General features: G+C 71.9%; 21 protein-coding genes. 8 read left to right on the top strand and 13 right to left on the bottom strand.

Going from position 1 to position 19,258, the window contains the following annotated elements; all coding sequences use genetic code 11:
- Positions 1-29: 29 nt before the first annotated feature.
- Positions 30-3,293 (top strand): two-component regulator propeller domain-containing protein, encoded by a 3,264-nt coding sequence (locus QM788_RS16015; protein WP_415662456.1) that lies wholly within the window; start codon positions 30-32, stop codon positions 3,291-3,293.
- Here QM788_RS16015 and mog read toward each other — a convergent pair.
- A complete protein-coding gene (mog, locus tag QM788_RS16010) occupies positions 3,290-3,868 on the bottom strand; it encodes a molybdopterin adenylyltransferase (RefSeq protein ID WP_415662455.1) in 579 nt (192 codons plus the stop codon). The two genes, QM788_RS16015 and mog, sit on opposite strands and share 4 nt — an antisense overlap.
- Positions 3,861-4,394, bottom strand: a complete 534-nt coding sequence (gene yjgA, locus QM788_RS16005; RefSeq protein ID WP_415662454.1) for a ribosome biogenesis factor YjgA — start codon at positions 4,392-4,394, stop codon at positions 3,861-3,863. Before yjgA ends, mog begins: the two co-directional genes overlap by 8 nt.
- 58 nt (positions 4,395-4,452) lie before the next feature.
- Between yjgA and pmbA the strand changes: the two genes are divergently transcribed.
- The 6 genes from pmbA (at position 4,453) to QM788_RS15975 (ending at position 10,388) form a co-directional block, all read left to right on the top strand.
- The gene (pmbA, locus tag QM788_RS16000; RefSeq protein WP_415662453.1) at positions 4,453-5,820 is read left to right on the top strand and encodes a metalloprotease PmbA; all 1,368 of its coding nucleotides are present in this window, start codon (positions 4,453-4,455) and stop codon (positions 5,818-5,820) included.
- Positions 5,821-5,886: 66 nt separating this feature from the next.
- Positions 5,887-7,038: an ABC transporter substrate-binding protein gene (locus tag QM788_RS15995; RefSeq protein WP_415662452.1), complete on the top strand. Its 1,152-nt coding sequence runs from the start codon at positions 5,887-5,889 to the stop codon at positions 7,036-7,038.
- A gap of 3 nt (positions 7,039-7,041) precedes the next feature.
- Entirely contained in the window at positions 7,042-7,923 is an 882-nt protein-coding gene (locus QM788_RS15990) for a branched-chain amino acid ABC transporter permease (RefSeq protein ID WP_415662451.1), read from the top strand.
- Between the two features lie 135 nt (positions 7,924-8,058).
- Positions 8,059-8,913 carry a branched-chain amino acid ABC transporter permease gene (locus QM788_RS15985; RefSeq protein WP_415662450.1) on the top strand — a complete coding sequence of 285 codons (855 nt, stop codon included), beginning with the start codon at positions 8,059-8,061 and terminating at the stop codon, positions 8,911-8,913.
- Position 8,914: 1 nt separating this feature from the next.
- Positions 8,915-9,676, top strand: coding sequence for an ABC transporter ATP-binding protein (locus QM788_RS15980; protein ID WP_415662449.1), 762 nt, complete (start codon positions 8,915-8,917; stop codon positions 9,674-9,676).
- Positions 9,669-10,388, top strand: coding sequence for an ABC transporter ATP-binding protein (locus QM788_RS15975; RefSeq protein ID WP_415662448.1), 720 nt, complete (start codon positions 9,669-9,671; stop codon positions 10,386-10,388). The genes QM788_RS15980 and QM788_RS15975 overlap by 8 nt, the downstream gene beginning before the upstream one ends.
- On the opposite strand, the gene QM788_RS15970 is transcribed toward QM788_RS15975, so the two are convergent.
- From QM788_RS15970 to QM788_RS15955, 4 genes are all read right to left on the bottom strand, one after another.
- A complete protein-coding gene (locus QM788_RS15970; RefSeq protein ID WP_415662447.1) occupies positions 10,382-10,729 on the bottom strand; it encodes a TIGR01244 family sulfur transferase in 348 nt (115 codons plus the stop codon). The genes QM788_RS15975 and QM788_RS15970 overlap by 7 nt on opposite strands.
- Positions 10,730-10,738: 9 nt before the next feature.
- Positions 10,739-11,185 (bottom strand): GatB/YqeY domain-containing protein, encoded by a 447-nt coding sequence (locus QM788_RS15965; protein WP_415662446.1) that lies wholly within the window; start codon positions 11,183-11,185, stop codon positions 10,739-10,741.
- A gap of 99 nt (positions 11,186-11,284) precedes the next feature.
- Entirely contained in the window at positions 11,285-11,497 is a 213-nt protein-coding gene (gene rpsU, locus QM788_RS15960) for a 30S ribosomal protein S21 (protein ID WP_012346814.1), read from the bottom strand.
- Positions 11,498-11,628: 131 nt separating this feature from the next.
- Positions 11,629-12,867 (bottom strand): NAD(P)/FAD-dependent oxidoreductase, encoded by a 1,239-nt coding sequence (locus tag QM788_RS15955; protein ID WP_415662445.1) that lies wholly within the window; start codon positions 12,865-12,867, stop codon positions 11,629-11,631.
- Between the two features lie 206 nt (positions 12,868-13,073).
- On the opposite strand from QM788_RS15955, the gene QM788_RS15950 reads away from it, so the two are divergent.
- Entirely contained in the window at positions 13,074-14,081 is a 1,008-nt protein-coding gene (locus tag QM788_RS15950) for a GGDEF domain-containing protein (RefSeq protein ID WP_415662444.1), read from the top strand.
- Positions 14,082-14,091: 10 nt separating this feature from the next.
- On the opposite strand, the gene QM788_RS15945 is transcribed toward QM788_RS15950, so the two are convergent.
- From QM788_RS15945 to QM788_RS15915, 7 genes are all read right to left on the bottom strand, one after another.
- Positions 14,092-14,550, bottom strand: coding sequence for an EVE domain-containing protein (locus QM788_RS15945; protein WP_415662443.1), 459 nt, complete (start codon positions 14,548-14,550; stop codon positions 14,092-14,094).
- Between the two features lie 221 nt (positions 14,551-14,771).
- Complete coding sequence (locus QM788_RS15940) at positions 14,772-15,062, bottom strand: cell division protein ZapA (RefSeq protein ID WP_415662442.1); 291 nt, start codon at positions 15,060-15,062, stop codon at positions 14,772-14,774.
- Complete coding sequence (locus tag QM788_RS15935; protein WP_415662441.1) at positions 15,059-15,274, bottom strand: DUF904 domain-containing protein; 216 nt, start codon at positions 15,272-15,274, stop codon at positions 15,059-15,061. The genes QM788_RS15940 and QM788_RS15935 overlap by 4 nt, the downstream gene beginning before the upstream one ends.
- A gap of 14 nt (positions 15,275-15,288) precedes the next feature.
- The gene (nth, locus tag QM788_RS15930; protein ID WP_415662440.1) at positions 15,289-15,933 is read right to left on the bottom strand and encodes an endonuclease III; all 645 of its coding nucleotides are present in this window, start codon (positions 15,931-15,933) and stop codon (positions 15,289-15,291) included.
- A 12-nt stretch (positions 15,934-15,945) separates the two neighbouring features.
- On the bottom strand, positions 15,946-16,590 hold the full coding sequence (gene rsxB / locus QM788_RS15925; RefSeq protein WP_415662439.1) for an electron transport complex subunit RsxB: 645 nt from the start codon (positions 16,588-16,590) through the stop codon (positions 15,946-15,948).
- Positions 16,587-17,912, bottom strand: coding sequence for a polyhydroxyalkanoate depolymerase (locus QM788_RS15920; RefSeq protein ID WP_415662438.1), 1,326 nt, complete (start codon positions 17,910-17,912; stop codon positions 16,587-16,589). The genes rsxB and QM788_RS15920 overlap by 4 nt, the downstream gene beginning before the upstream one ends.
- A gap of 147 nt (positions 17,913-18,059) precedes the next feature.
- Positions 18,060-19,250 (bottom strand): amino acid aminotransferase, encoded by a 1,191-nt coding sequence (locus tag QM788_RS15915; protein WP_415662437.1) that lies wholly within the window; start codon positions 19,248-19,250, stop codon positions 18,060-18,062.
- Positions 19,251-19,258: the final 8 nt, after the last annotated feature.

Raw genomic sequence — 19,258 nt, 5'->3', positions numbered from 1 at the left:
GCCGCCGGCCCGACCTGAGACCGCCCGCCGTGCGCCTGCGTGAGTTCCGACAGCAGCTTTCCGAACGCTGGCGCGCGGCGCCGGGCCTGCTGCTGGCCGCCTGGCTGGCCGCGCTGCCGGCCGGCGCGGCGCCCGAGCCCCGCCAGGACCGGCTGGCCGGCATCGCCTTCCAGCACATCGGCCAGGCGCAGGGCCTGCCCAATGCCATCGCCACCGCGCTGGCCGAGGACGGGCAGGGCTTTCTGTGGATCGGCAGCCCGGGCGGCCTGTCGCGCTGGGACGGCTACCGCTTCCGCGTCTACCAGGCCGACCCGCAGCGCGACGGCGCGCTGCCCGACAACTACGTGCAGGCGCTGCACGGCGACGCGCGCGGCCGGCTGTGGGTGGGCACCGTGTCCGCCGGCCTGCTGCGCCACGACCCGGCCACCGACCGCTTCGTGCGCTACGCCGTCGGCGGCGACGCGGGCCTGAGCCACGTCAGCGTGCGCCAGGTCGTGGATGACGGCGACGGCGGCCTGTGGGTGGTGACCGACGGCGGGCTGGACCGGCTGGACCCGGCCAGCGGCCGCATCGAGCACGCCAGCCGCGGCTGGGCGGCGCCGGCCGGCGCGCAGGTGCGCGTGCTGCTGCGCGACCGGCGCGGCACGCTGTGGCTGGGCAGCGCGGCCGGCCTGTTCCGCCGCGCGCCCGGCGCCGCCGCGCTGCAGGCCGTGCCGCTGCGCGAGGGCGCGGCCGTGCAGCCCGAGATGCTGCGCGAGGACGGCGCCGGCCGCATCTGGGTGGGCACGCTGCAGCACGGCGTGTTCGTGCTGGACCACGAAGGCCGCGCCGCCGCCGCGCCGGTGCGCGAGCAGGCCGCGCCCGACGGCATGGACCTGCTGCAGGGCCAGCAGATCGCCGGCCTGGCGGAGGTGGCGCCGGGCGAGATGTGGGTGGCGACGCTGACCCAGGGCCTGCTGGCCGTGAACCTGGCGCAGGGCCGGACGCAGCGCATCCGCCACGTGCCCGCCTGGCCCATGAGCCTGGCCGACAACGGGCTGCGCGCGCTCTACCGCGACCGCGCCGGCCTGGTCTGGGTGGCGACCAACCGCGGCCTGAGCCGCTACGACCCGCGCCAGAGCGGCGTGCTGACGCGCTTCGGCGTCGTTCCGGACGGCGGCGACGCGCTGGACGCGCGCTTCGTCAGCACCGAGATCAGCTGGATACAGCCCATGCCCGGCGACCGGCTCTGGCTGGGCACGCACAGGAACGGCATCGACATCCTCGACGCGGGCGGCGCCCGCGTCGGCGCCCTGCGGCCCGATCCCGCCCGGCCCGACGGCGCGCTGCCGGGCGACCCGGTGCTGGCGATGGCGCCCGCGCCGGACGGCAGTGTGTTCGTCGGCACCAAACGCGGCCTGTACCGCGTGGACGCCGGCGGCCGGCGCGTCGCCCGCGTGACGCTGGCCGGGCGCGACCCGATGGCCTCCGTCTGGGCGCTGCTGGCCGACGGCGACGCGCTGTGGGTCGGCGGCCAGGCCGACGGCCTGTGGCGGCTGGACCTGCGCAGCGGCCGCGCCGAGGCGGTGGTGCCGGCCGTGCCCGGCCTGAGCGACCGGCGCGTGACCGTGCTGGCGCGCGACGCCCACGCCGACGGCGTGCTGTGGGTGGGCACGCGCTACGGGCTGAACCGCGTCGACCTCGCCCGCCGCAGCGTCACGCAATGGCTGCCCGGGCCGGCGCGCCCGGGCGCGCTGTCGGCCGGCTTCATCACCGCGCTGCTCCACGACGCCGAGGGCCGGCTCTGGGTCGGCAGCTACGGCGGCGGCATCGACGTGCTGCCCGCGCCGGGGCAGGGCGGCGCCGCGCCCCGGCGTCTGGGGATGGCGCAGGGCCTGCCGGACAACACCGTCAACGCGCTGGTGGCGGACCTGCAGGGCCGCATCTGGGCCAGCACCGACAACGGCCTGGCCCGGGTGGACCCGCGCACGCTGGCCGTGCTGGCGCTGCGCCGCGCCGAGGGCGTGGTGTTCCCGACCTACTGGACCGCCGCGGCCGCGCGCACCCGCCGCGGCGAGCTGCTGTTCGGCGGCGCGGGCGGCCTGACGGTGGTGCAGCCCGAGAAGCTGCAGCGCTGGACCTACCGGCCTGCCGTGCTCGTCAGCGGCGTCCTGGTCGGCGGCCGGCCGGTGCCGCTGGACCCGGCCGGCGGCGCGACGCTGACCGTGCCGGCGGCGGCCAACAGCCTGGCGGTGGAGTTCTCGTCCAGCGACTTCTCGGCCCCCGAGCGCAACCGCTATGCCTACCGGCTGGAGGGCTACGACGCCGACTGGGTGGCGGCGGACGCCACGCACCGGGTCGCCACCTACGCCAACCTGCCGCCCGGCGGCTACCGGCTGCGCCTGCGCGCCAGCAACCGCGACGGCCAGTGGGGCGAGCGCGAGCTGGCGCTGCCGGTGCGCGTGCTGCCGGCCTGGCACCAGACCTGGGCCTTCCGCGCCGCCGCCGCGGCCGGGCTGACGCTGCTGGCGGTGGCCGCGGTGCGCATGCGCACGCGGCTGCTGCGCCAGCGCCAGCGCGAGCTGGAGGTCAAGGTGCGGCAGCGCACCGCCGAGCTGGAGGCGCTGCACCGCACGCTGGAGGCGAAGTCCGCCGAGCTGCAGGCCAGCAGCGTCACCGACCCGCTGACCGGCCTGCACAACCGCCGCTTCCTGGCCGAGCACATCGAGCACGACCTCGCCGCCAGCCAGCGGCGCGCGCAGGAGGCGCGCGCCGCGGGCGGGCAGCCGCTGGACACGGACAACGTCTTCCTGCTGCTCGACGTGGACGCCTTCAAGCGCATCAACGACCGCCACGGCCACGCGGCGGGCGACGCGGTGCTGGTGGCGTTCGGCGCGCGGCTGCGCGCGGTGCTGCGCGAGAGCGACTACCTGGTGCGCTGGGGCGGCGAGGAGTTCCTGGCCGTGGCCCGCGACACCGACCGCGAGCGCGCCGCCGAGCTGGCCGAGCGCATGCGCGCCGCGATCGCCGCCACGCCGTTCCGGCTGGCCGACGGCAGCCAGCTCGCCGTCACCTGCTCCATCGGCTTCGCCTGCGTGCCCTTCGACCCGGAGCGCCCGCAGGCGCGCAGCTGGCAGCAGGTGGTGAACCTGGCGGACCGCGGGCTGTACGCCGCCAAGCGCGCGGGCCGCAACGCCTGGGTGGGCGTGCATGCCGGCGGCCCGCAAGGGGTGGGCGGCCTGGGACTGAGCAGCAACCGCCCGCTGGAGGCCGTGGCCGCCGCGCTGGCGGAGCCGGGCGCGCTGGTCGCTTAGGCCCGGGGCGGGCGCTGCGCGCTCTTGGGCCGGAAGGCCGGGCAGACCTCGGCGCGGGTCTCCAGGTAGGGGCCGCCGATCAGGTCCAGGCAATAGGGCACGGCCGCGAAGATGCCGCTGGCCTGCGGGTGGCCGGCCAGCGTCTCGGCGATGGCCTTGGGCTGGCCCGGCAGGTTGATGATGAGCGTCCGGCCGCGGATGACGGCCACCTGGCGCGACAGCAGGGCCGTCGGCACGAAGTGCAGCGAGATTTGCCGCATCTGCTCGCCGAAGCCGGGCATCACCCGGTCGGCCACGGCCAGCGTGGCCTCGGGCGTCACGTCGCGCGGCGCGGGGCCGGTGCCGCCGGTGGTCAGCACGAGGTCGCAGCGCGCCGTGTCCACCAGCTCGACGAGCGCGGCCGAGATGCCGGCCTGTTCGTCCGGGATCAGGCGCGGCACGAATTCGACGGGGTTGAGCAGCGCGGCCGTCAGCCAGTCCTGCAGCGCGGGCAGGCCGCGGTCCTCGTAGGCGCCGCTGGACGCGCGGTCGCTGATGGAGACGATGCCGATGCGCACCGCGTCGGGCTCATGCATCGCCGGCCGCCTCGCTCGCCTTGATGAACTGGAACAGCTCGCGGAAGGCGCGGCCGCTGCGCTTCTCCGGCACGTTGGCCGCGTCCTTGCGCGCCGCGCGCACGAGGCTGCGCAGCTGCTGGATGTCCACGCCCTCGTGCTCGGCGAGGAAGGCCTGCAGCGCCGCGTCGTCCGCCAGCAGGCGCTCGCGCCAGCGCTCGGACTGGTGCAGCTTCAGGCTGTCCTGCGCGTGGCCGAGCTTGAACGCGGCGACCGCCTCGCGCACCGGCTCGGGGTCGATCTTGCGCATCAGCTTGCCGATGTACTGCATCTGCCGGCGCCGGCCCTCGAAGTTGGTGATCTTTTTGCAGGCCCGCAGCGCGTCGCCGAGGATCTCGGGCAGCGCCAGCGGCTCCCAGCGGCTCTCGGGCAGGGCCAGCAGCTCTTCGCCGAGCTTCTGCAGCGCGGTCATGTCGCGCTTCATCTGGGATTTGCTGGGGCGGTCGAAGTCGTCGTCGGCTTCGAGTTCGGGGGTGTTTTCTTGCATCTCTGGCCGTGTCGAGGCGGGTTCTATGATTGTCGCCCACTCGAATTCAGCGCCCTTCATGTCCCAAGCCCAAGACGGTTTCGCCTACAGCCCCGAGCAGTTCCAGCAGTGGATCGAAGACGCGCTTGCCGAAGCGAAGCGGCTGGGCGCCAGCGATGCGGGGGCCGAGGTGTCGGAGGGCTGCGGGCTGTCGGTGTCGGCGCGGCTGGGCAGGCTGGAGAACGTCGAGCGCAACCGCGACAATTCGCTCGGCATCTCGGTCTACCTGGGCCAGCGGCGCGGCAACGCGAGCACCTCGGACTTCTCGCCGCAGGCCATCCGCGACACGGTGCGCGCCGCCTACGACATCGCCCGCTTCACCGCCGAGGACGAATTCGCCGGCCTGCCCGACGCGGCCGACCTGGCGCTGGACGCCGCCGCCCGCCCCGAGCTGGACCTGTTCCACCCCTGGGCCGTGGACGCCGCCGGGGCCGCCGAGATCGCGCTGCGCTGCGAAGCCGCCGCGTTCGCCGTGGACCGGCGCATCACGAACAGCGAGGGCGCGGCCGTGTCGGCGCAGCAGTCGCATTTCTGGATGGGCAACACGCGCGGCTTCCGCGGCGGCTACGCCAGCTCGCGGCACTCGCTGTCGGTCGCGCCGATCGCCGGGCGCGGCGCCGGCATGCAGCGCGACGCCTGGTACAGCTCCATGCGCGACGCGGCCGACCTGGCCTCGGCCGAGGCCGTGGGCCGCTACGCCGCCGAGCGCGCGCTGTCGCGCCTGAAGGCGCGCAAGGTCGCCACCGCCGAAGTGCCGGTGCTGTTCGAGAGCACCGTCGCGATCGGCCTGCTGGGCGCGCTGGTGCAGGCCACCAGCGGCGGCGCGCTGTACCGGCGCACCAGCTTCCTGCTCGACAGCCTGGGCCAGCCGGTCGTGGCGCCGCACATCGACATCTCGGAAGACCCGCACGTGCGCAAGGGCAAGGGCAGCTCGCCGTTCGACGACGAGGGCGTCGCCACGCGCGCGCGCAGCGTCGTGCAGGGCGGCGTGCTGCAGGGCTATTTCCTGTCCAGCTACTCGGCGCGCAAGCTGGGCATGAAGACCACCGGCCATGCCGGCGGCTCGCACAACCTGCGCATGAGCAGCCGCGCCACCGCGCCCGGCGACGACCTGGCGACCCTGGTGCGCCGCCTCGGCCGTGGCCTGCTGGTCACCGAGCTGATGGGGCAGGGCGTGAACTACGTGACCGGCGACTACTCGCGCGGCGCCAGCGGCTACTGGGTCGAGAACGGCGAGATCGCCTTCCCGGTTCATGAAGTGACCATTGCCGGCAACCTGAAGGACATGCTGCACAACATCGTCGGCATCGGCGCGGACGAGTACACCATGGGCACCAAGACCGTCGGCTCCGTGCTGCTCACCGGCATGAAGCTGGCCGGCAACTGAGCGCCGCCGACCTATCATCCGCACCCGGTTCCACGGAACCCACCCACACACTAGGAGCACTTCGAGATGACCACTCGCACCCTCAGGCCGCTGGCCTTCGCCGCGTTCATCGCGCTGGGCGGCGCGGCCCAGGCCGCAGACATCAAGCTGGGCGTGGCGGAGGCCCTGTCGGGCGGCGCGGCGCAGTACGGCGTCAGCATCCGCAACGGCTTCCAGCTCGCGGCCAACGAGATCAACGCGGCCGGCGGCATCAACGGCAACAAGCTGGTGCTGGTGGTCGAGGACGAGCAGGGCAAGAAGGAGGAGGCGATCAACGCCTTCAAGAAGCTGATCTTCCAGGACAAGGTGCTGATGCTGTTCGGCCCCACGCTGTCCAACTCGGCGCAGGCGGCCGACCCGATCGCCCAGGCCGCCAAGACCGTCGTCTTCGGCACCTCCAACACGGCCGACGGCATCACCTCCATCGGCGACCACGTGTTCCGCAACTCCGTCACCGAGGCCGACGTGCTGCCGGTGACGCTGTCCACCGCCGTCAAGAAGCTGGGCATCAAGAAGGTCGCCGTGCTCTACGGCAACGACGACGTGTTCACGAAGAGCGGCTACGACAACTTCAAGAAGGCACTGGAGGCGCAGAAGATCGCCGTCACGACGACCGAGACCTTCGCCAAGGGCGACGTGGACTTCAAGGCCCAGCTGACCAAGATCAAGGCCGGCAACCCGGACGCGCTGGTGCTGTCCGCGCTGATCGCCGAGGGCGCGCCCGTCATGGTGCAGGCCCGCCAGCTCGGCCTGAACGTGCCGGTCATCGGCGGCAACGGCATGAACTCGGTCAAGGTGTTCGAGCTGGCCAAGGGCGCGTCCAACGGGCTGTGGGTCGGCAGCCCCTGGTCCATCGAGAACCAGACCAAGGAGAACGGCGCCTTCATCGTCGCGTACACCAAGCAGTACAAGGCCGCGCCCGACCAGTTCGCCGCGCAGGCCTATGACGCGATGTACATCACCGCCCAGGCGCTGAAGAAGCTCAAGCTCACCGGCGACGTCGCCAAGGACCGCGCCGCGCTGCGCAACGCGCTGCCCGACGTGAAGTGGGCCGGCGTGACCGGCGGCTTCGCTTTCCGCCGCGCGCTGGACAAGGCCGGCAAGCCCGCCGGCTACGACGCCCACCAGACCGCCATCGTCAGCGTGACCAAGGATGGCCGCTACGCGATCGAGAAATAAGGCGTGCTGGAACAGCAGCTCTTCAACGCGCTCTCGCTCGGCAGCGTCTATGCGCTGTTCGCCCTCGGCTTCACGCTGGTGTTCGGCGTGCTGGGCGTGGTCAACCTGTCGCACGGCGCGGTCTTCATGGTGGGCGCCTACGCGGCGCTGCAGGCCGTCCTGCGGCTGAACCTGCCGCTGGCCGGCGCGCTGGCCGTGGCCTTCCTGGCGTCGGGGCTGCTGGGCCTGCTGATCGACCAGCTCGTGCTGCGGCCGCTGCGCGCGCGCAATGCGCCACACCTGATCCCGATGATCGCGACCATCGGCCTGGCGATCGCGCTGAACAGCCTGGCCCAGGGCCTGTTCGGCGCGGAGAACCTGCGCTTCCCGGCCGAGGTGCTGCCGCACGACACGCTGACCGTCGCCGGCCTGCACGTGACGGTGCTGGAGCTGGGCATCATCGCGCTGTCCTTCGGCCTGATGGCCGTGCTGCTGCTGGTGCTGCGCGGCACGCAGCTCGGCCGCGCGTTGCGCGCCATCGCCGAAAGCCCGAAGGCGGCGGCGCTGCTGGGCATCAACGTCGGCGGCCTGTTCATGCTGACCAGCTTTTTCGCGGCCGGCCTGGGCGGCGTGGCCGGCGTGCTGATCGGGCTCTATTCCAATGCGCTGTTCCCGCTGATGGGCCAGCCCATCCTGCACAAGGGCATCGCCGTCATCATCCTCGGCGGCATGGGCGACATCCGCGGCGCGATGCTGGCGGGGCTGTTCCTCGGCTTCGCCGAGGTGCTGTCAGTGGCCTACATCGGCTCGACGATGCGCGACGCGGTGGGCTTCGGCCTGCTGTTCGCCGTGCTGCTGCTGCGGCCCAAAGGGCTGTTCGGCACCACCAACGAACGGAAGGTATGAGGCCCCTCGTCCAAGGCGTACCTTGGCCGGTCCCCCGCGGGGACGGCGATGCTTGCCGGATCGACCGGCAAGCACATCGCCATGACGGGCCGGCTTGGGAGCGGCCCGGCGCTCGGCCCGCGTGGAACCCATGAAATGACAGAGAGTTTCGAGAGCTTCTGGGCCGTCTACAGCAACCTGGTGCTGACGCTGGGCACCAACGCGCTGCTGGCGCTGTCCATCTACCTGACGCTGTCCTGCGGCATGCTGGCGATGGCGAACGCCGCCTTCATGGGCATCGGCGCCTACACGGCGGCGCTGCTGACGATGAATGCCGGCGCGCCGTTCCCGGTGGCGCTGGCCGGCGGCATGGCCGCGCCCGCGCTGGTGGCGCTGCTGATCGGCGGGCCGACGCTGCGGCTCTCCGGCGTCTACCTGGCGATGGCGACGCTGGCCTTCGGCGAGGTGGTGCGCATCTTCATCCTCAACACCGAGGACTGGACCGGCGGCGCGCTGGGCCTGAACGGCATCCCGCCGTCCACCGCGTGGTGGCACGTCGCGCTGGCGCTGGTGCTGGCCTGCGCGGTGCTGGCGCTGCTGCGGCGCTCCAAGGTGGGCCGCGCCTTCGAGGCCATCAAGCTCGACGAGACGGCGGCCGGCCTGATGGGCATCGCCGTCAACGCGCACAAGATGCTCGCCTTCGTGCTCGGCGCGATGCTGGCCGGCCTGGCCGGCGCGCTGAACGCGCACCTGACCTTCTTCATCGGCCCGAACGAATACGGCTTCGACCGCGGCGTCGAGATCCTGACCATGACCATCCTCGGCGGCATCAACGGCCTGATGGGGCCGGTCTCGGGCGCCGTCATCCTGACGCTGCTGCCCGAGCTGCTGCGCGGCCTGGCGGACTTCCGCAACGTGTTCAACGGGCTGATCCTGGTGGCCATCGTGCTGTTCCTGCCGCGCGGCCTGTGGGACCCGGCGCGCGTGCGCGCGCTGTTCGGGAAGCGCTGACATGCTGACGCTGCAATCCGTCTCGCGCCACTTCGGCGGCCTCAAGGTGCTGCAGGACGTCAGCTTCGACGTGCCGGCCGGCGGCATCTTCGGCCTGATCGGCCCCAACGGCGCCGGCAAGACCACCGTGGTCAACCTCATCACCGGCCTGCTGCCGCCGACCTCGGGCGACATCCTGTTCGACGGCGCCAGCCTGGTCGGCCGCCCGCCGCACAGGATCACCACGGGCGGCATCGCGCGCACCTTCCAGAACATCCGCGTGTTCAAGGAGATGACGCTGCTGGAGAACGTCATCGTCGGCATGCACGGCCGGCTGGCCTACGGCCCGGCCGGGCTGCTGCTGCGGCTGCCGTCCTTCCGCGCCGCCGAGCGCGCCGCGCGCGAGCGCGCCCGCGAGCTGCTGTCGTGGATGAAGCTCGACCACAAGGCCGACGACATCGCCGACAACCTCAGCTACGGCGAGCAGCGCAAGCTCGAGCTCGCCCGCGCGCTGGCCACCGAGCCCAAGCTGCTGCTGCTGGACGAACCCGTGGCCGGCATGAACGGCGCCGAGAAGACCGAGCTGATGGCCGAGATCCGCAACATCCAGGCGCGCGGCTACACCATCTTCATGATCGAACACGACATGCGCTTCGTGATGGGCCTGTGCGAGCACATCGCGGTGCTGAACTTCGGCCGCATCATTGCCCAGGGCGGGCCGGACGCGGTGCGCAACGACCCGCAGGTCATCGAGGCTTACCTGGGGCGCGACGACGATGAATGAACCGCTGCTGAGCGTCGCCGGGCTGGCGGTCAACTACGGCCACGTCGAGGCCGTGCGCGGCATCGACTTCGAGCTCGCGGCCGGCGAGATCACGACGCTGGTGGGCGCCAACGGCGCGGGCAAGTCGACGACGCTGATGGCGCTGTCCGGCCTCGTGAAGAAGGCGGCCGGGCGCGTGCGCTTCGATGGGCAGGACATCACCGCGCTGGCGCCGCACCGCATCGTCGCCGGCGGCCTGGTGCAGGTGGCCGAGGGCCGCGCCACGCTGACCAGCCTGAGCGTGCGCGAGAACCTGGAGCTCGGCGCCTACACGCGCCGCGACGGCGCGGCCGCCCGCGCGCGCGACCTCGACCGCATCTACGCGCTGTTCCCGCGCCTGGCCGAGCGCGCCGGGCAGATGGCCGGCAGCCTGTCCGGCGGCGAGCAGCAGATGCTGGCCATCGGCCGCGCGCTGATGGCCCGGCCGCGGCTGCTGCTGCTGGACGAACCGTCCATGGGCCTGGCGCCCCTGATCGTGCAGGACATCTTCCGCACGCTGAAGGCCGTCAACGCCGAGGGGCTGACGATCTTCCTCGTCGAGCAGAACGTGAAGCAGGCGCTCAAGCTCGCGCAGCGCGCCTATGTGCTGGAGAACGGCCGTATCGTGCTGCAGGGCAGCGGCGCCGAACTGCTGGGCGACCCGCGCGTGCAGGCCGCCTACCTGGGTCACTGATCGAGCTGCTGCGCCTGCAGGAACAGCCGCGTCGAGCGCGCACCCGAGCGGCAGAAGCACAGCAGCGGGCGCGGCAGCTCTTCCAGCAGCCGGGCGAACGCCGCGATCTCCTCGGGCGACTGGTAGCCGCCGGCCACCGGCAGGTGGCGGTATTGCAGGCCGGCGGCCTGCGCCGCCGCCTGGATCTCGGCGGAGGTCGGTTGGTCCGGGCCGTGCTCGAAGTCGGGCCGGTTGTTGACGACGCTCTTGAAGCCCAGGGCCGCGGCTTCGGCCATGGCGTCGGGCGTGAGTTGCGGCGCGGCGCAGATGTCGGGCGCGATCGCTTGCAGGGGCAGGCTCATGGCGGCTCCTTACTTGGCCAGCGCGGCCTTGACGGCGGCCGACACGGTGCTCATCTCGGCCGCATTGCCCAGCGCCGCCTTGGCGGCGGCCATGACCCGGCCCATGTCGCCCGGGCCGCTGGCGCCCAGCTCGGCGACCAGGGCGGCGACCTTCTCCGCCACCGCCTCGGCGCTCATGCGCTCGGGCAGGTAGACCTGCAGCACCGCCAACTCGGCGCTTTCCTTGGCGACCAGGTCGTCCCGGCCGGCGGCGGCGAACTGGCTGATGGAGTCCTTGCGCTGCTTGATGAGCTTGTCGACGATGGCGACGAGGGCGGTGTCGTCGACGGTGATGCGCTCGTCCACTTCCTTCTGCTTGACGGCGGCCAGCAGGCCGCGGATGGCCAGCAGGCGGTCGGCGTCCTTGGCGCGCATCGCGGCCTTCATGTCTTCGGTGATGCGGTCTTTCAGGCTCATGGGAGTCTCCGGTTCAAAAAGACAAAAACCCGCGACAGCGTCCTGTGGCGGGTTTTGGAGTTCACCGGAACGCGGGGTTCCGGGTCGCGTCAGAGCCGATCAGTACAGCTTCTTGGGCAGCTGCATGCTGCGCACGCGCTTGTAGTGGCGCTTGACGGCGGCGGCCTTCTTGCGCTTGCGCTCGGCGGTGGGCTTCTCGTAGAACTCGCGGGCGCGCAGTTCGGTCAGCAGGCCCAGCTTTTCGATGGTGCGCTTGAAACGGCGCAGGGCGACGTCGAACGGCTCGTTTTCCTTGACGCGGATGGTGGTCATGTATGTCCTTCAGAATGCGCTCGGTGTTCGCGGCTGGGTTGCAGCAGCAGGTTCCGGATTGCTGCCTGGTCCAGGCTTGCGAATCGACGCGCGGGGGTTTGCCAGCAAAGCCGAGGATTGTAGCCGGGAAATCAAGGGCTTGCCAAGATTTGCCCGGGCTGTGCCTCGGCGGCGGCCAGCGCCTCGGCGCAGGCCGCCGCGCTGGCCCAGGCCCACTGGAAGTTGTAGCCGCCCAGCCAGCCGGTCACGTCCACCACCTCGCCGATGAAATGCAGGCCCGGCACGCGCCGGCTCTCCAGCGTCTGCGAGCTCAGCTCCCGGGTGCTGACGCCGCCGCGCATGACCTCGGCCTTGCGCCAGCCCTCGTCGCCGCTGGGCAGCAACTGCCACTCGTGCACGCTGCGGCCCAGCCGCTGCAGGTCGGCATCGCGGCAATCGGGCAGCGGCCGCGCGGCGTCCAGCCCGGCACGTTCCAGCCAGGCGGCGGCCAGGCGCTGTGGCAGCCGGGCGGCGAACTCGTTGCCCAGTTGCCGCCGGGACGCGGCCTTGGCCGCCACCAGCGCCTCGTCCAGCCGCTGGCCGGGCGCCAGGTCGATCCGCAGCGGCTGGCCGTCCGTGCGGTGGCTGGAGATCTGCAGGATCGCCGGGCCGCTGAGGCCGCGGTGCGTGAACAGCAGGTCCTCCAGGAAGCGCACGCGCGCCTTGCCGCTGCCGACGCCGACCTCCACCGGCAGCGACAGCCCGGCCAGCGCCGCGAACGGCGCCCAGGTGTCGGCATCGAAGGTCAGCGGCACCAGCGCCGGCCGGGGCGCGACGACGGCATGGCCCAGCCGGGCCGCGAGGCGCAGCCCCCAGTCGCTGGCGCCGATCTTGGGCACCGGCAGGCCGCCGGTCGCCACGACGACGCGCGGCGCGCGCACCGGACCCTGGCTGGTGTCCAGCTCGAAGCCGCCGCCCGGCAGCGGGCGCAGGTCCGCTACCGTGCAGGGCTGCCAGCGCGTCACGCCGCCGACCTCGCATTCCGCCAGCAGCATTCGGATGATCTGCTCGCTGCTGCCGTCGCAGAACAGCTGGCCCTTGTGCTTTTCGTGGAAGGCGATGCCGTGGCGTTGCACGAGCCGGATGAAGTCCTGGGGCGTGTAGCGCGCCAGCGCCGAGCGGCAGAAGGCCGGGTTCTCGGACAGGAAGTTCGCCGGTCCCACCTCGCGGTTCGTGAAATTGCAGCGCCCGCCGCCGGAGATCCGGATCTTCTCGGCGATGCGCGGCGCGTGGTCGATGAGCAGCACGCGCCGGCCGCGCTGGCCCGCCCGGCCGGCGCAGAACAGGCCCGCCGCGCCCGCGCCCACCACCACCGCATCGAAGTCCTGCATACGTCTCCCGTGAAATGGGGCCGCATTGTCGGGGGCGCGGGGGGTGAAATTCGTTACGATTGGCGCCATGCGAGCCCGGGAGCCTTCTAGGGGGGAGGCCCGATTCGTGGGGTGACCCCGCCTTGCGAGCCCTGTTGGCGGCCCACTACAGTCCCGCGACTCGCCGACGCCGACGGCGTGACTCGCACCAGAACGATTTCATGGACATGACCGCAGATACCACCGCGATGCAGCCGGAATCCGGCAGCTTGGCGCATTGGCTCGCCGGTCATGCGGAACTGGGCGGCGCGACGCTGGCCGGCCTGGTGTCGCTGATCGAGCCGCTGGGCAGCCAGGCGGCCATCAAGTCCGTGGCGAACGGGCGCTATGTCTTCGCCAGCGCCGGCCTCGCGCAGATGTTCGAGCGCGACGCGGTCGTGGACCGCACCGATGCCGAGCTGCTCAAGCCCGAGGAGACGACCGCGCTGCGGCGCGTCGAGCAGACGGTGATGGCGCAGCGCTACCCGGTGACCAGCGAACACAAGCTGGAGATCGGCGGCCGCCGCCGCGAGTTCAGCGTGACGCGGCTGGCGCTCGGGTCGGAGTTCGTGCTGTCCGTCTGGCACGAGCGCACCGAGGAACGCCAGCGCGAGTCGCAGCTGCAGCGGGCGCTGGCGCAGATCGAGCAGCAGCAGGGCGCGATCGAGCAGATCCGCCGCGAGCTGCAGCAGGGCTCCGGCCGGGACGACGTCTCGGGCCTCTACATGCGCCCGCAGTTCGACGACCAGCTGCTGCGCGAGATCGACCTGTCGTCCCGCGAGCACCGCGAGTTCGCGCTGGTCATCATCGCGCTGGACGCCTCGCCCGCGATGGCCGGCCTCGGCGACGATGCCCAGTTGCGCCTGCTCGAAGGCATGGGCCGCATGCTGCGCGCCAACACGCGGGCGATGGACTCGGCCTGCCGCATCGGCGCGCAGCGCTTCGCGGTGCTGCTGTCCGGCGTGGGCCTGGCGACCGCGCATGCGCGCATGGAGCAGCTGCGCCGCCAGTGCGCGGCGCAGATCGTCGTGCTGAACGGGCAGGACCTGGGCCTGTCCGTCTCGATGGGCGTGTCCAGCTTCCCGCACACGGCATCGCGCCAGGAAGAGTTGCTGACGGCCAGCGAGGCCGCCGTGCACGAAGCCCAGCGCCGCGGCGGCAACCAGGTGGTGCTGGCGTCGATCGCCTTCGGCTGACCGGGTCCGCTCAGGCGGCGTGCAGCCGCCTCAGCACGGCCTGCCATTCGGCCGGCGTCACCGGCGTGATGGACAGCCGGCTGCTGCGCTCCAGCACGCGCATGGACGCGAGTTCCGGCGCTTCGCGCATCTCCTTCAGGCTCAGCAGCCGCGTCGTCTCGCGCCAGCGCACGTCCACGTGCACCCAGCGCGGCGCGTCGGGCCTGGACTTGGCGTCGTGGTAGGGGCTGGCGGGGTCGAACTGCGTCGCGTCGGGGTAGGGCGCGCTGCAGACCTCGGCGAGCCCGGCGATGCCCGGCTCGGCGCAGGACGAGTGATAGAACAGCACGCCGTCGCCGGGCCGCATGCCGTCGCGCATGAAGTTGCGGGCCTGGTAGTTGCGCACGCCGGTCCAGGGGAGGGTGCCGGCGCGCTGCAGGTCGAGGATGGAGGCCTCGTCGGGCTCGGACTTCATCAGCCAGTAGTTCATGGGCCGATGCTAGGGGAGAAGAAGGTGTCCACCGCGATCCGCAAGGCCGAGATCCTGAACACCCAGGGGTAATCAGGTGGGCGAGGTCAGCCGGACTTCGGGTTCATCTGACGCGAGACGATCACGCCCGTCCGGCATGTTCCAAGCCCTTGCTCGCAAGAGCATCGGATGAAGGAAATAAAGCCCCGGGGAAAGCGATGGACGGGGCGGATTTTAAGCCGTCAAAGCAGTTGCCCGTCGTGCCCAAGCGCTTCATCCAGGCGCTTGATCAGGGCGTCGTCCACGTCGGCCTCGGGCGCGGGCGTTTCGCGCGGGGCGCCGGCCAGTTGGTAGGCCAGGTTCAGCGCGGCCAGCACGGCGATGCGCTCGCGCGCCTTGACCTTGCCGGCGTCGCGGATGGCGCTCATCTCGCGGTCCACGTGGGCGACGGCGGCGGCCAGCGCGGCTTCGCCGCCCTCGGGGCAGCCGAGCAGATAGCTCTGGCCCATGATGGTCACTTCCATCTGCTTCACGGCTGCTCCTCCGGGGGGGCGGCGTCGGCGGGCAGGCGCTCCAGCAGCGCATCCACGCGGGCGCGGGCGGCGCTCAGGCGCGAGCGCAGGCTGTCGCGCTCCTGGGTGATGGCGTTGAGCTGCACCTGCAGCAGCAGGTTGGTGCGCAGGATTTCGTCGTGCCGCACGAGCAGGCGCTCGACGCGGTCGGTCAGGTCGGTCAGGCTGGCCATGCAGGGGCTCGTGATCAGGCGGGCGCCGATTTTAAGTGGCGGCTGTGGTCGCACTCGGCGCTGACGGCGCAGGCGCCGCACAGCGGCTTGCGCGCCTGGCAGACGTAGCGGCCGTGCAGGATCAGCCAGTGGTGCGCGTCCACCATGTAGGCGGGCGGGATGCGCTTCAGCAGCCCGAGTTCGACGGCCAGCGGCGTCTTGCCCGGCGCCAGGCCGGTGCGGTTGCTGACGCGGAAGATGTGCGTGTCCACGGCCATCGTCGGCTCGCCGAAGGCGACGTTGAGCACGACGTTGGCCGTCTTGCGGCCCACGCCGGGCAGCGCCTCCAGCGCCTCGCGCGAGCGCGGCACCTCGCCGCCGTGCAGCTCGATCAGCATCCGGCAGGTCTGCAGCAGATGCCGGGCCTTGCTGCGGTACAGGCCGATGGTCTTGATGTGGCTTTCCAGCCCTTCGGTGCCGAGCGCCAGGATCTGCGCCGGCGTGTTGGCGACGGCGAACAGGCGCCGGGTGGCCTTGTTGACGCCGACGTCGGTGGCCTGGGCGGACAGCAGCACGGCCGTCAGCAGCTCGAACACGCTGGCGAACTCCAGTTCGGTCTGCGGCGCCGGGTTGGCGGCCTTCAGCGTGGCGAAGAAGCGTTCGACCTGGGCGGCGTCCATGGCGGATTTCTCTCAGCCGCGCCGGGCGCGCGCGCGGGCCAGCGCGGCCTCGATGGCGGCGCGCTTGCGGTCGAGTTGCGCGGGATCGGTGATGGCGGACGCGGCCGGCAGGTCGGCCAGCTTGGCCTCGGCCTTGGCGGTCAGGCGGGCGTCGTTCTCCTCGGCCTCGCGGCGGCGCCGGAACTGGCGGAACAGGTAGCGCTCGCGGGCCTGGTCGGCCTGCGGCTGGCTCCAGGCGGCCCAGCCGGTGGCGGTGGTCACCTCGGGCAGGGTGATGCAGTCCACCGGGCAGGCGGGCACGCACAGCTCGCAGCCGGTGCATTGCGCGGCGACGACGACGTGCATGGCCTTGGGCGCGCCGACGATGCAGTCCGCCGGGCAGGCCTTGATGCACAGCGTGCAGCCTATGCACCAGGCTTCGTCGATGACGGCGACACCGCGCGTGGCCTCGATGCCGTTGGCGGGGTTCAGCGGCCGCGCGGGGCGGCCGGTGAGGGCGGCCAGCCGGGCCACGCCCTCGGCGCCGCCGGGCGGGCACTGGTTGATGTCGGCCTCACCCGCGGCGACGGCATCGGCGTAGCCGCGGCAGTCCGGGTAGCCGCAGCGGGTGCATTGGGTTTGCGGCAGCGCGGCGTCGATCAGGGCCGCGAGGCTCACGCCGCCTTCTTGGCGGGGCGCTTGGCGGCGGGCCTGGCGGCCGGCGCCGCGGCGGCGGGCGCGGGCGCCAGCACGGGCGCGGCCTCGTACTTGGCGATGAAGTCGCGCACCTGCGGGTAGACGTTCTCGCGCCAGCGGCGGCCGGAGAAGATGCCGTAGTGGCCGGCGCCCTTGGCTTCGTAGTGCGCCTGGTGCTCCTTGGGGATGCTGGCGCACAGGTCGTGCGCGGCGCGGGTCTGGCCGGCGCCGGAGATGTCGTCCAGCTCGCCTTCGACGGTCAGCAGCGCGCTGGCGGTGATGTCCTGCGGGCGCACGGTCTGGCCGTCGACGACCCAGGTGCCGTTGACCAGCGCGAAGTCCTGGAACACCGTCTTGATGGTGTCCAGGTAGTACTCGGCGGGCATGTCCAGCACGGCGTTGTATTCGTCGTAGAACTGGCGGTGGGCGTCGGCGCTGTCGTCGTCGCCGCGCACCAGGTCGAGGAAGTAGTCGTAGTGCGAGGTGACGTGGCGGTCCGGGTTCATCGCCACGAAGCCGGTGTGCTGCAGGAAGCCGGGGTAGACCTCGCGGCCGGCACCGGGGAAGTTGGTCGGCACGCGGTAGATGACGTTGTTCTCGAACCAGCTGAAGCTGCGGTTCATCGCCAGGTTGTTGACGGCCGTCGGGCTCTTGCGGGCGTCGATGGGGCCGCCCATCATGGTCATGCTGCGCGGCGTGGCCTCGCCCTGGGTGGCCATCAGCGAGATCGCGGCCAGCACCGGCACGGTGGGCTGGCAGACGGAGATGACGTGGCAGCTGTCGGCACCGACGTGGCGGATGAACTCCTGCACGTAGCGGATGTAGTCGTCCAGGTGGAAAGGCCCGACTTCCGCAGGCACCATGCGGGCGTCGGTCCAGTCGGTGATGAAGACCTTGTGATCCTTCAGCAGCTGCTTGACGGTGTCGCGCAGCAGCGTGCTGTGGTGGCCGGACAGCGGCGCGACGACCAGCACCGTGGGCTGGGTCTTCATCTTGGCCAGCACGGCCGGGTTGTCGGTGAAGCGCTTGAAGCGCAGCAGCCGGCAGAAGGGCTTCTCCAGCGGCACCAGCTCCTGCACGGCGACCTCGACGCCGTCGACCGGGACGGTGCGGATGTCGAACTCGGGCTTCTCGTAGTCCTTGGCCAGCCGGTGCATCAGGTCCAGGCCGGCGGACATGCGCTGCGACAGCGGCGTGTGGGCGAAGGGCGACAGCGGGTGGCTGTAGAGCTTGGCCGACGCGGCGGCGAACTCGGAGAACGGGCTGAGCAGGGCGCGCTGGGTTTCGAAGAGCTGATACAGCATGGCAAACCTTGGACGAGGGCCGTGGAAAGGGTAGCGATGGTGCCAGAAAACGCTTTCGCCGTTGTGCGCCGCAGCATCCGCGGTGCGGCGCGGAGGCGGCCGAAACCGCCAATCCTGCGCATTCGGTAGGCGTTTCCCGGGGGGCGGTCAGCCCTGCAGCACGGCCGCCATGCCGGCGGCCACGGCGGGCAGGTTGCCCTCGTTCAGCGCCGCCATGCAGAGGCGGCCGGAGTCCAGGCCGTAGATGCCGAACTCGCTGCGCAGGCGCTGCATCTGGGCGACGCTCAGGCCGGAGTAGCTGAACATGCCGAGCTGTTCGGTGACGAAGGACAGGTCCCGCGTGACGCCCGCGGCCTGCAGCGCCGCGACCAGCGCGCCGCGCATGGCCTTGATGCGCACGCGCATGCCGGCCAGCTCCTGCTCCCACAGCGCGCGCAGGCCGTCGTCGCCCAGCACCTGGGCCACCACCTGGGCGCCGTGCGTCGGCGGGTTGGAGTAGTTGGTGCGGATCATGATCTTCAGCTGCGACAGCACGCGCGCGGCCTCCTCGTCGCTGCCGCAGACGACGCTCAGCGCGCCGACGCGCTCGCCGTACAGCGAGAAGCTCTTGGAGAAGCTGGTGGACACGAAGAAGCCCACGCCCGCGGCCAGGAACTGGCGCACCGCCTCGCCGTCTTCCTGCAGGCCGAAGCCGAAGCCCTGGTAGGCCATGTCCAGGAAGGGCGTCAGGCCCCGGGCCTTGACGGCGGCCACCACCTCGGCCCATTGGGCGGCGCTGAGGTCGTAGCCGGTCGGGTTGTGGCAGCAGGCGTGCAGTACGACGATGGTGCCGGCCGGCGCGGCGTTCAGCGCGGCCAGCATGCCGGCGAAGTTCAGGCCCTTGGCGTCGGCGTCGTAGTAGGGGTAGGTTCCGACCGTGAAGCCGGCCTGCGTGAACAGCGCGCGGTGGTTCTCCCAGCTCGGGTCGGAGATCAGCACGGTGGCGCCGGGGCTGAGGTGCTTCAGGAAGTCCGCGCCGACCTTGAGCGCGCCGGTGCCGCCCAGCGCCTGCACGGTGGCGACGTGCTTCAGCTCGCTGCCGAAGACGAGCTTCTGCACGGCCTTGTCGTAGGCGGCGATGCCGTCGATGGGCAGGTAGCCGCGCGGCTTGGGGGCGGCGGCCATGGCCTTCTCGGCCTCCTGCACGCACTTCAGCAGCGGCAGCTTGCCGTTCTCGTCGTAGTAGACGCCGACGCCGAGGTTGACCTTGCCCGGGCGGGTGTCGGCGTTGAACTGCTCGTTCAGGCCGAGGATGGGGTCACGGGGAGCCAGGGCGACGTCGGCGAACAAAGAAGACATGGGGGTTC

The sequence above is a fragment of the Roseateles sp. genome, from assembly GCF_047654785.1.
GTDB lineage: Bacteria > Pseudomonadota > Gammaproteobacteria > Burkholderiales > Burkholderiaceae_C > Pelomonas.
The sequence above is the reverse complement of the archived record's forward strand: the minus strand, read 5'-3'. Positions and strand labels throughout refer to the sequence as shown.

Coding starts and splice junctions, on each gene's coding strand:
- yjgA (WP_415662454.1), bottom strand. CDS start 4,394: ATGCAAGAAAACACCCCCGAACTCGAAGCCGACGACGACTTCGACCGC.
- nth (WP_415662440.1), bottom strand. CDS start 15,933: ATGGACGCCGCCCAGGTCGAACGCTTCTTCGCCACGCTGAAGGCCGCC.
- QM788_RS15945 (WP_415662443.1), bottom strand. CDS start 14,550: ATGAACTACTGGCTGATGAAGTCCGAGCCCGACGAGGCCTCCATCCTC.
- QM788_RS15915 (WP_415662437.1), bottom strand. CDS start 19,250: ATGTCTTCTTTGTTCGCCGACGTCGCCCTGGCTCCCCGTGACCCCATC.
- QM788_RS15975 (WP_415662448.1), top strand. CDS start 9,669: ATGAATGAACCGCTGCTGAGCGTCGCCGGGCTGGCGGTCAACTACGGC.
- QM788_RS15995 (WP_415662452.1), top strand. CDS start 5,887: ATGACCACTCGCACCCTCAGGCCGCTGGCCTTCGCCGCGTTCATCGCG.
- QM788_RS15965 (WP_415662446.1), bottom strand. CDS start 11,185: ATGAGCCTGAAAGACCGCATCACCGAAGACATGAAGGCCGCGATGCGC.
- QM788_RS15920 (WP_415662438.1), bottom strand. CDS start 17,912: ATGCTGTATCAGCTCTTCGAAACCCAGCGCGCCCTGCTCAGCCCGTTC.
- rpsU (WP_012346814.1), bottom strand. CDS start 11,497: ATGACCACCATCCGCGTCAAGGAAAACGAGCCGTTCGACGTCGCCCTG.
- QM788_RS15950 (WP_415662444.1), top strand. CDS start 13,074: ATGACCGCAGATACCACCGCGATGCAGCCGGAATCCGGCAGCTTGGCG.
- QM788_RS15955 (WP_415662445.1), bottom strand. CDS start 12,867: ATGCAGGACTTCGATGCGGTGGTGGTGGGCGCGGGCGCGGCGGGCCTG.
- pmbA (WP_415662453.1), top strand. CDS start 4,453: ATGTCCCAAGCCCAAGACGGTTTCGCCTACAGCCCCGAGCAGTTCCAG.
- QM788_RS15935 (WP_415662441.1), bottom strand. CDS start 15,274: ATGGCCAGCCTGACCGACCTGACCGACCGCGTCGAGCGCCTGCTCGTG.
- QM788_RS15985 (WP_415662450.1), top strand. CDS start 8,059: ATGACAGAGAGTTTCGAGAGCTTCTGGGCCGTCTACAGCAACCTGGTG.
- QM788_RS15970 (WP_415662447.1), bottom strand. CDS start 10,729: ATGAGCCTGCCCCTGCAAGCGATCGCGCCCGACATCTGCGCCGCGCCG.
- mog (WP_415662455.1), bottom strand. CDS start 3,868: ATGCATGAGCCCGACGCGGTGCGCATCGGCATCGTCTCCATCAGCGAC.
- QM788_RS15980 (WP_415662449.1), top strand. CDS start 8,915: ATGCTGACGCTGCAATCCGTCTCGCGCCACTTCGGCGGCCTCAAGGTG.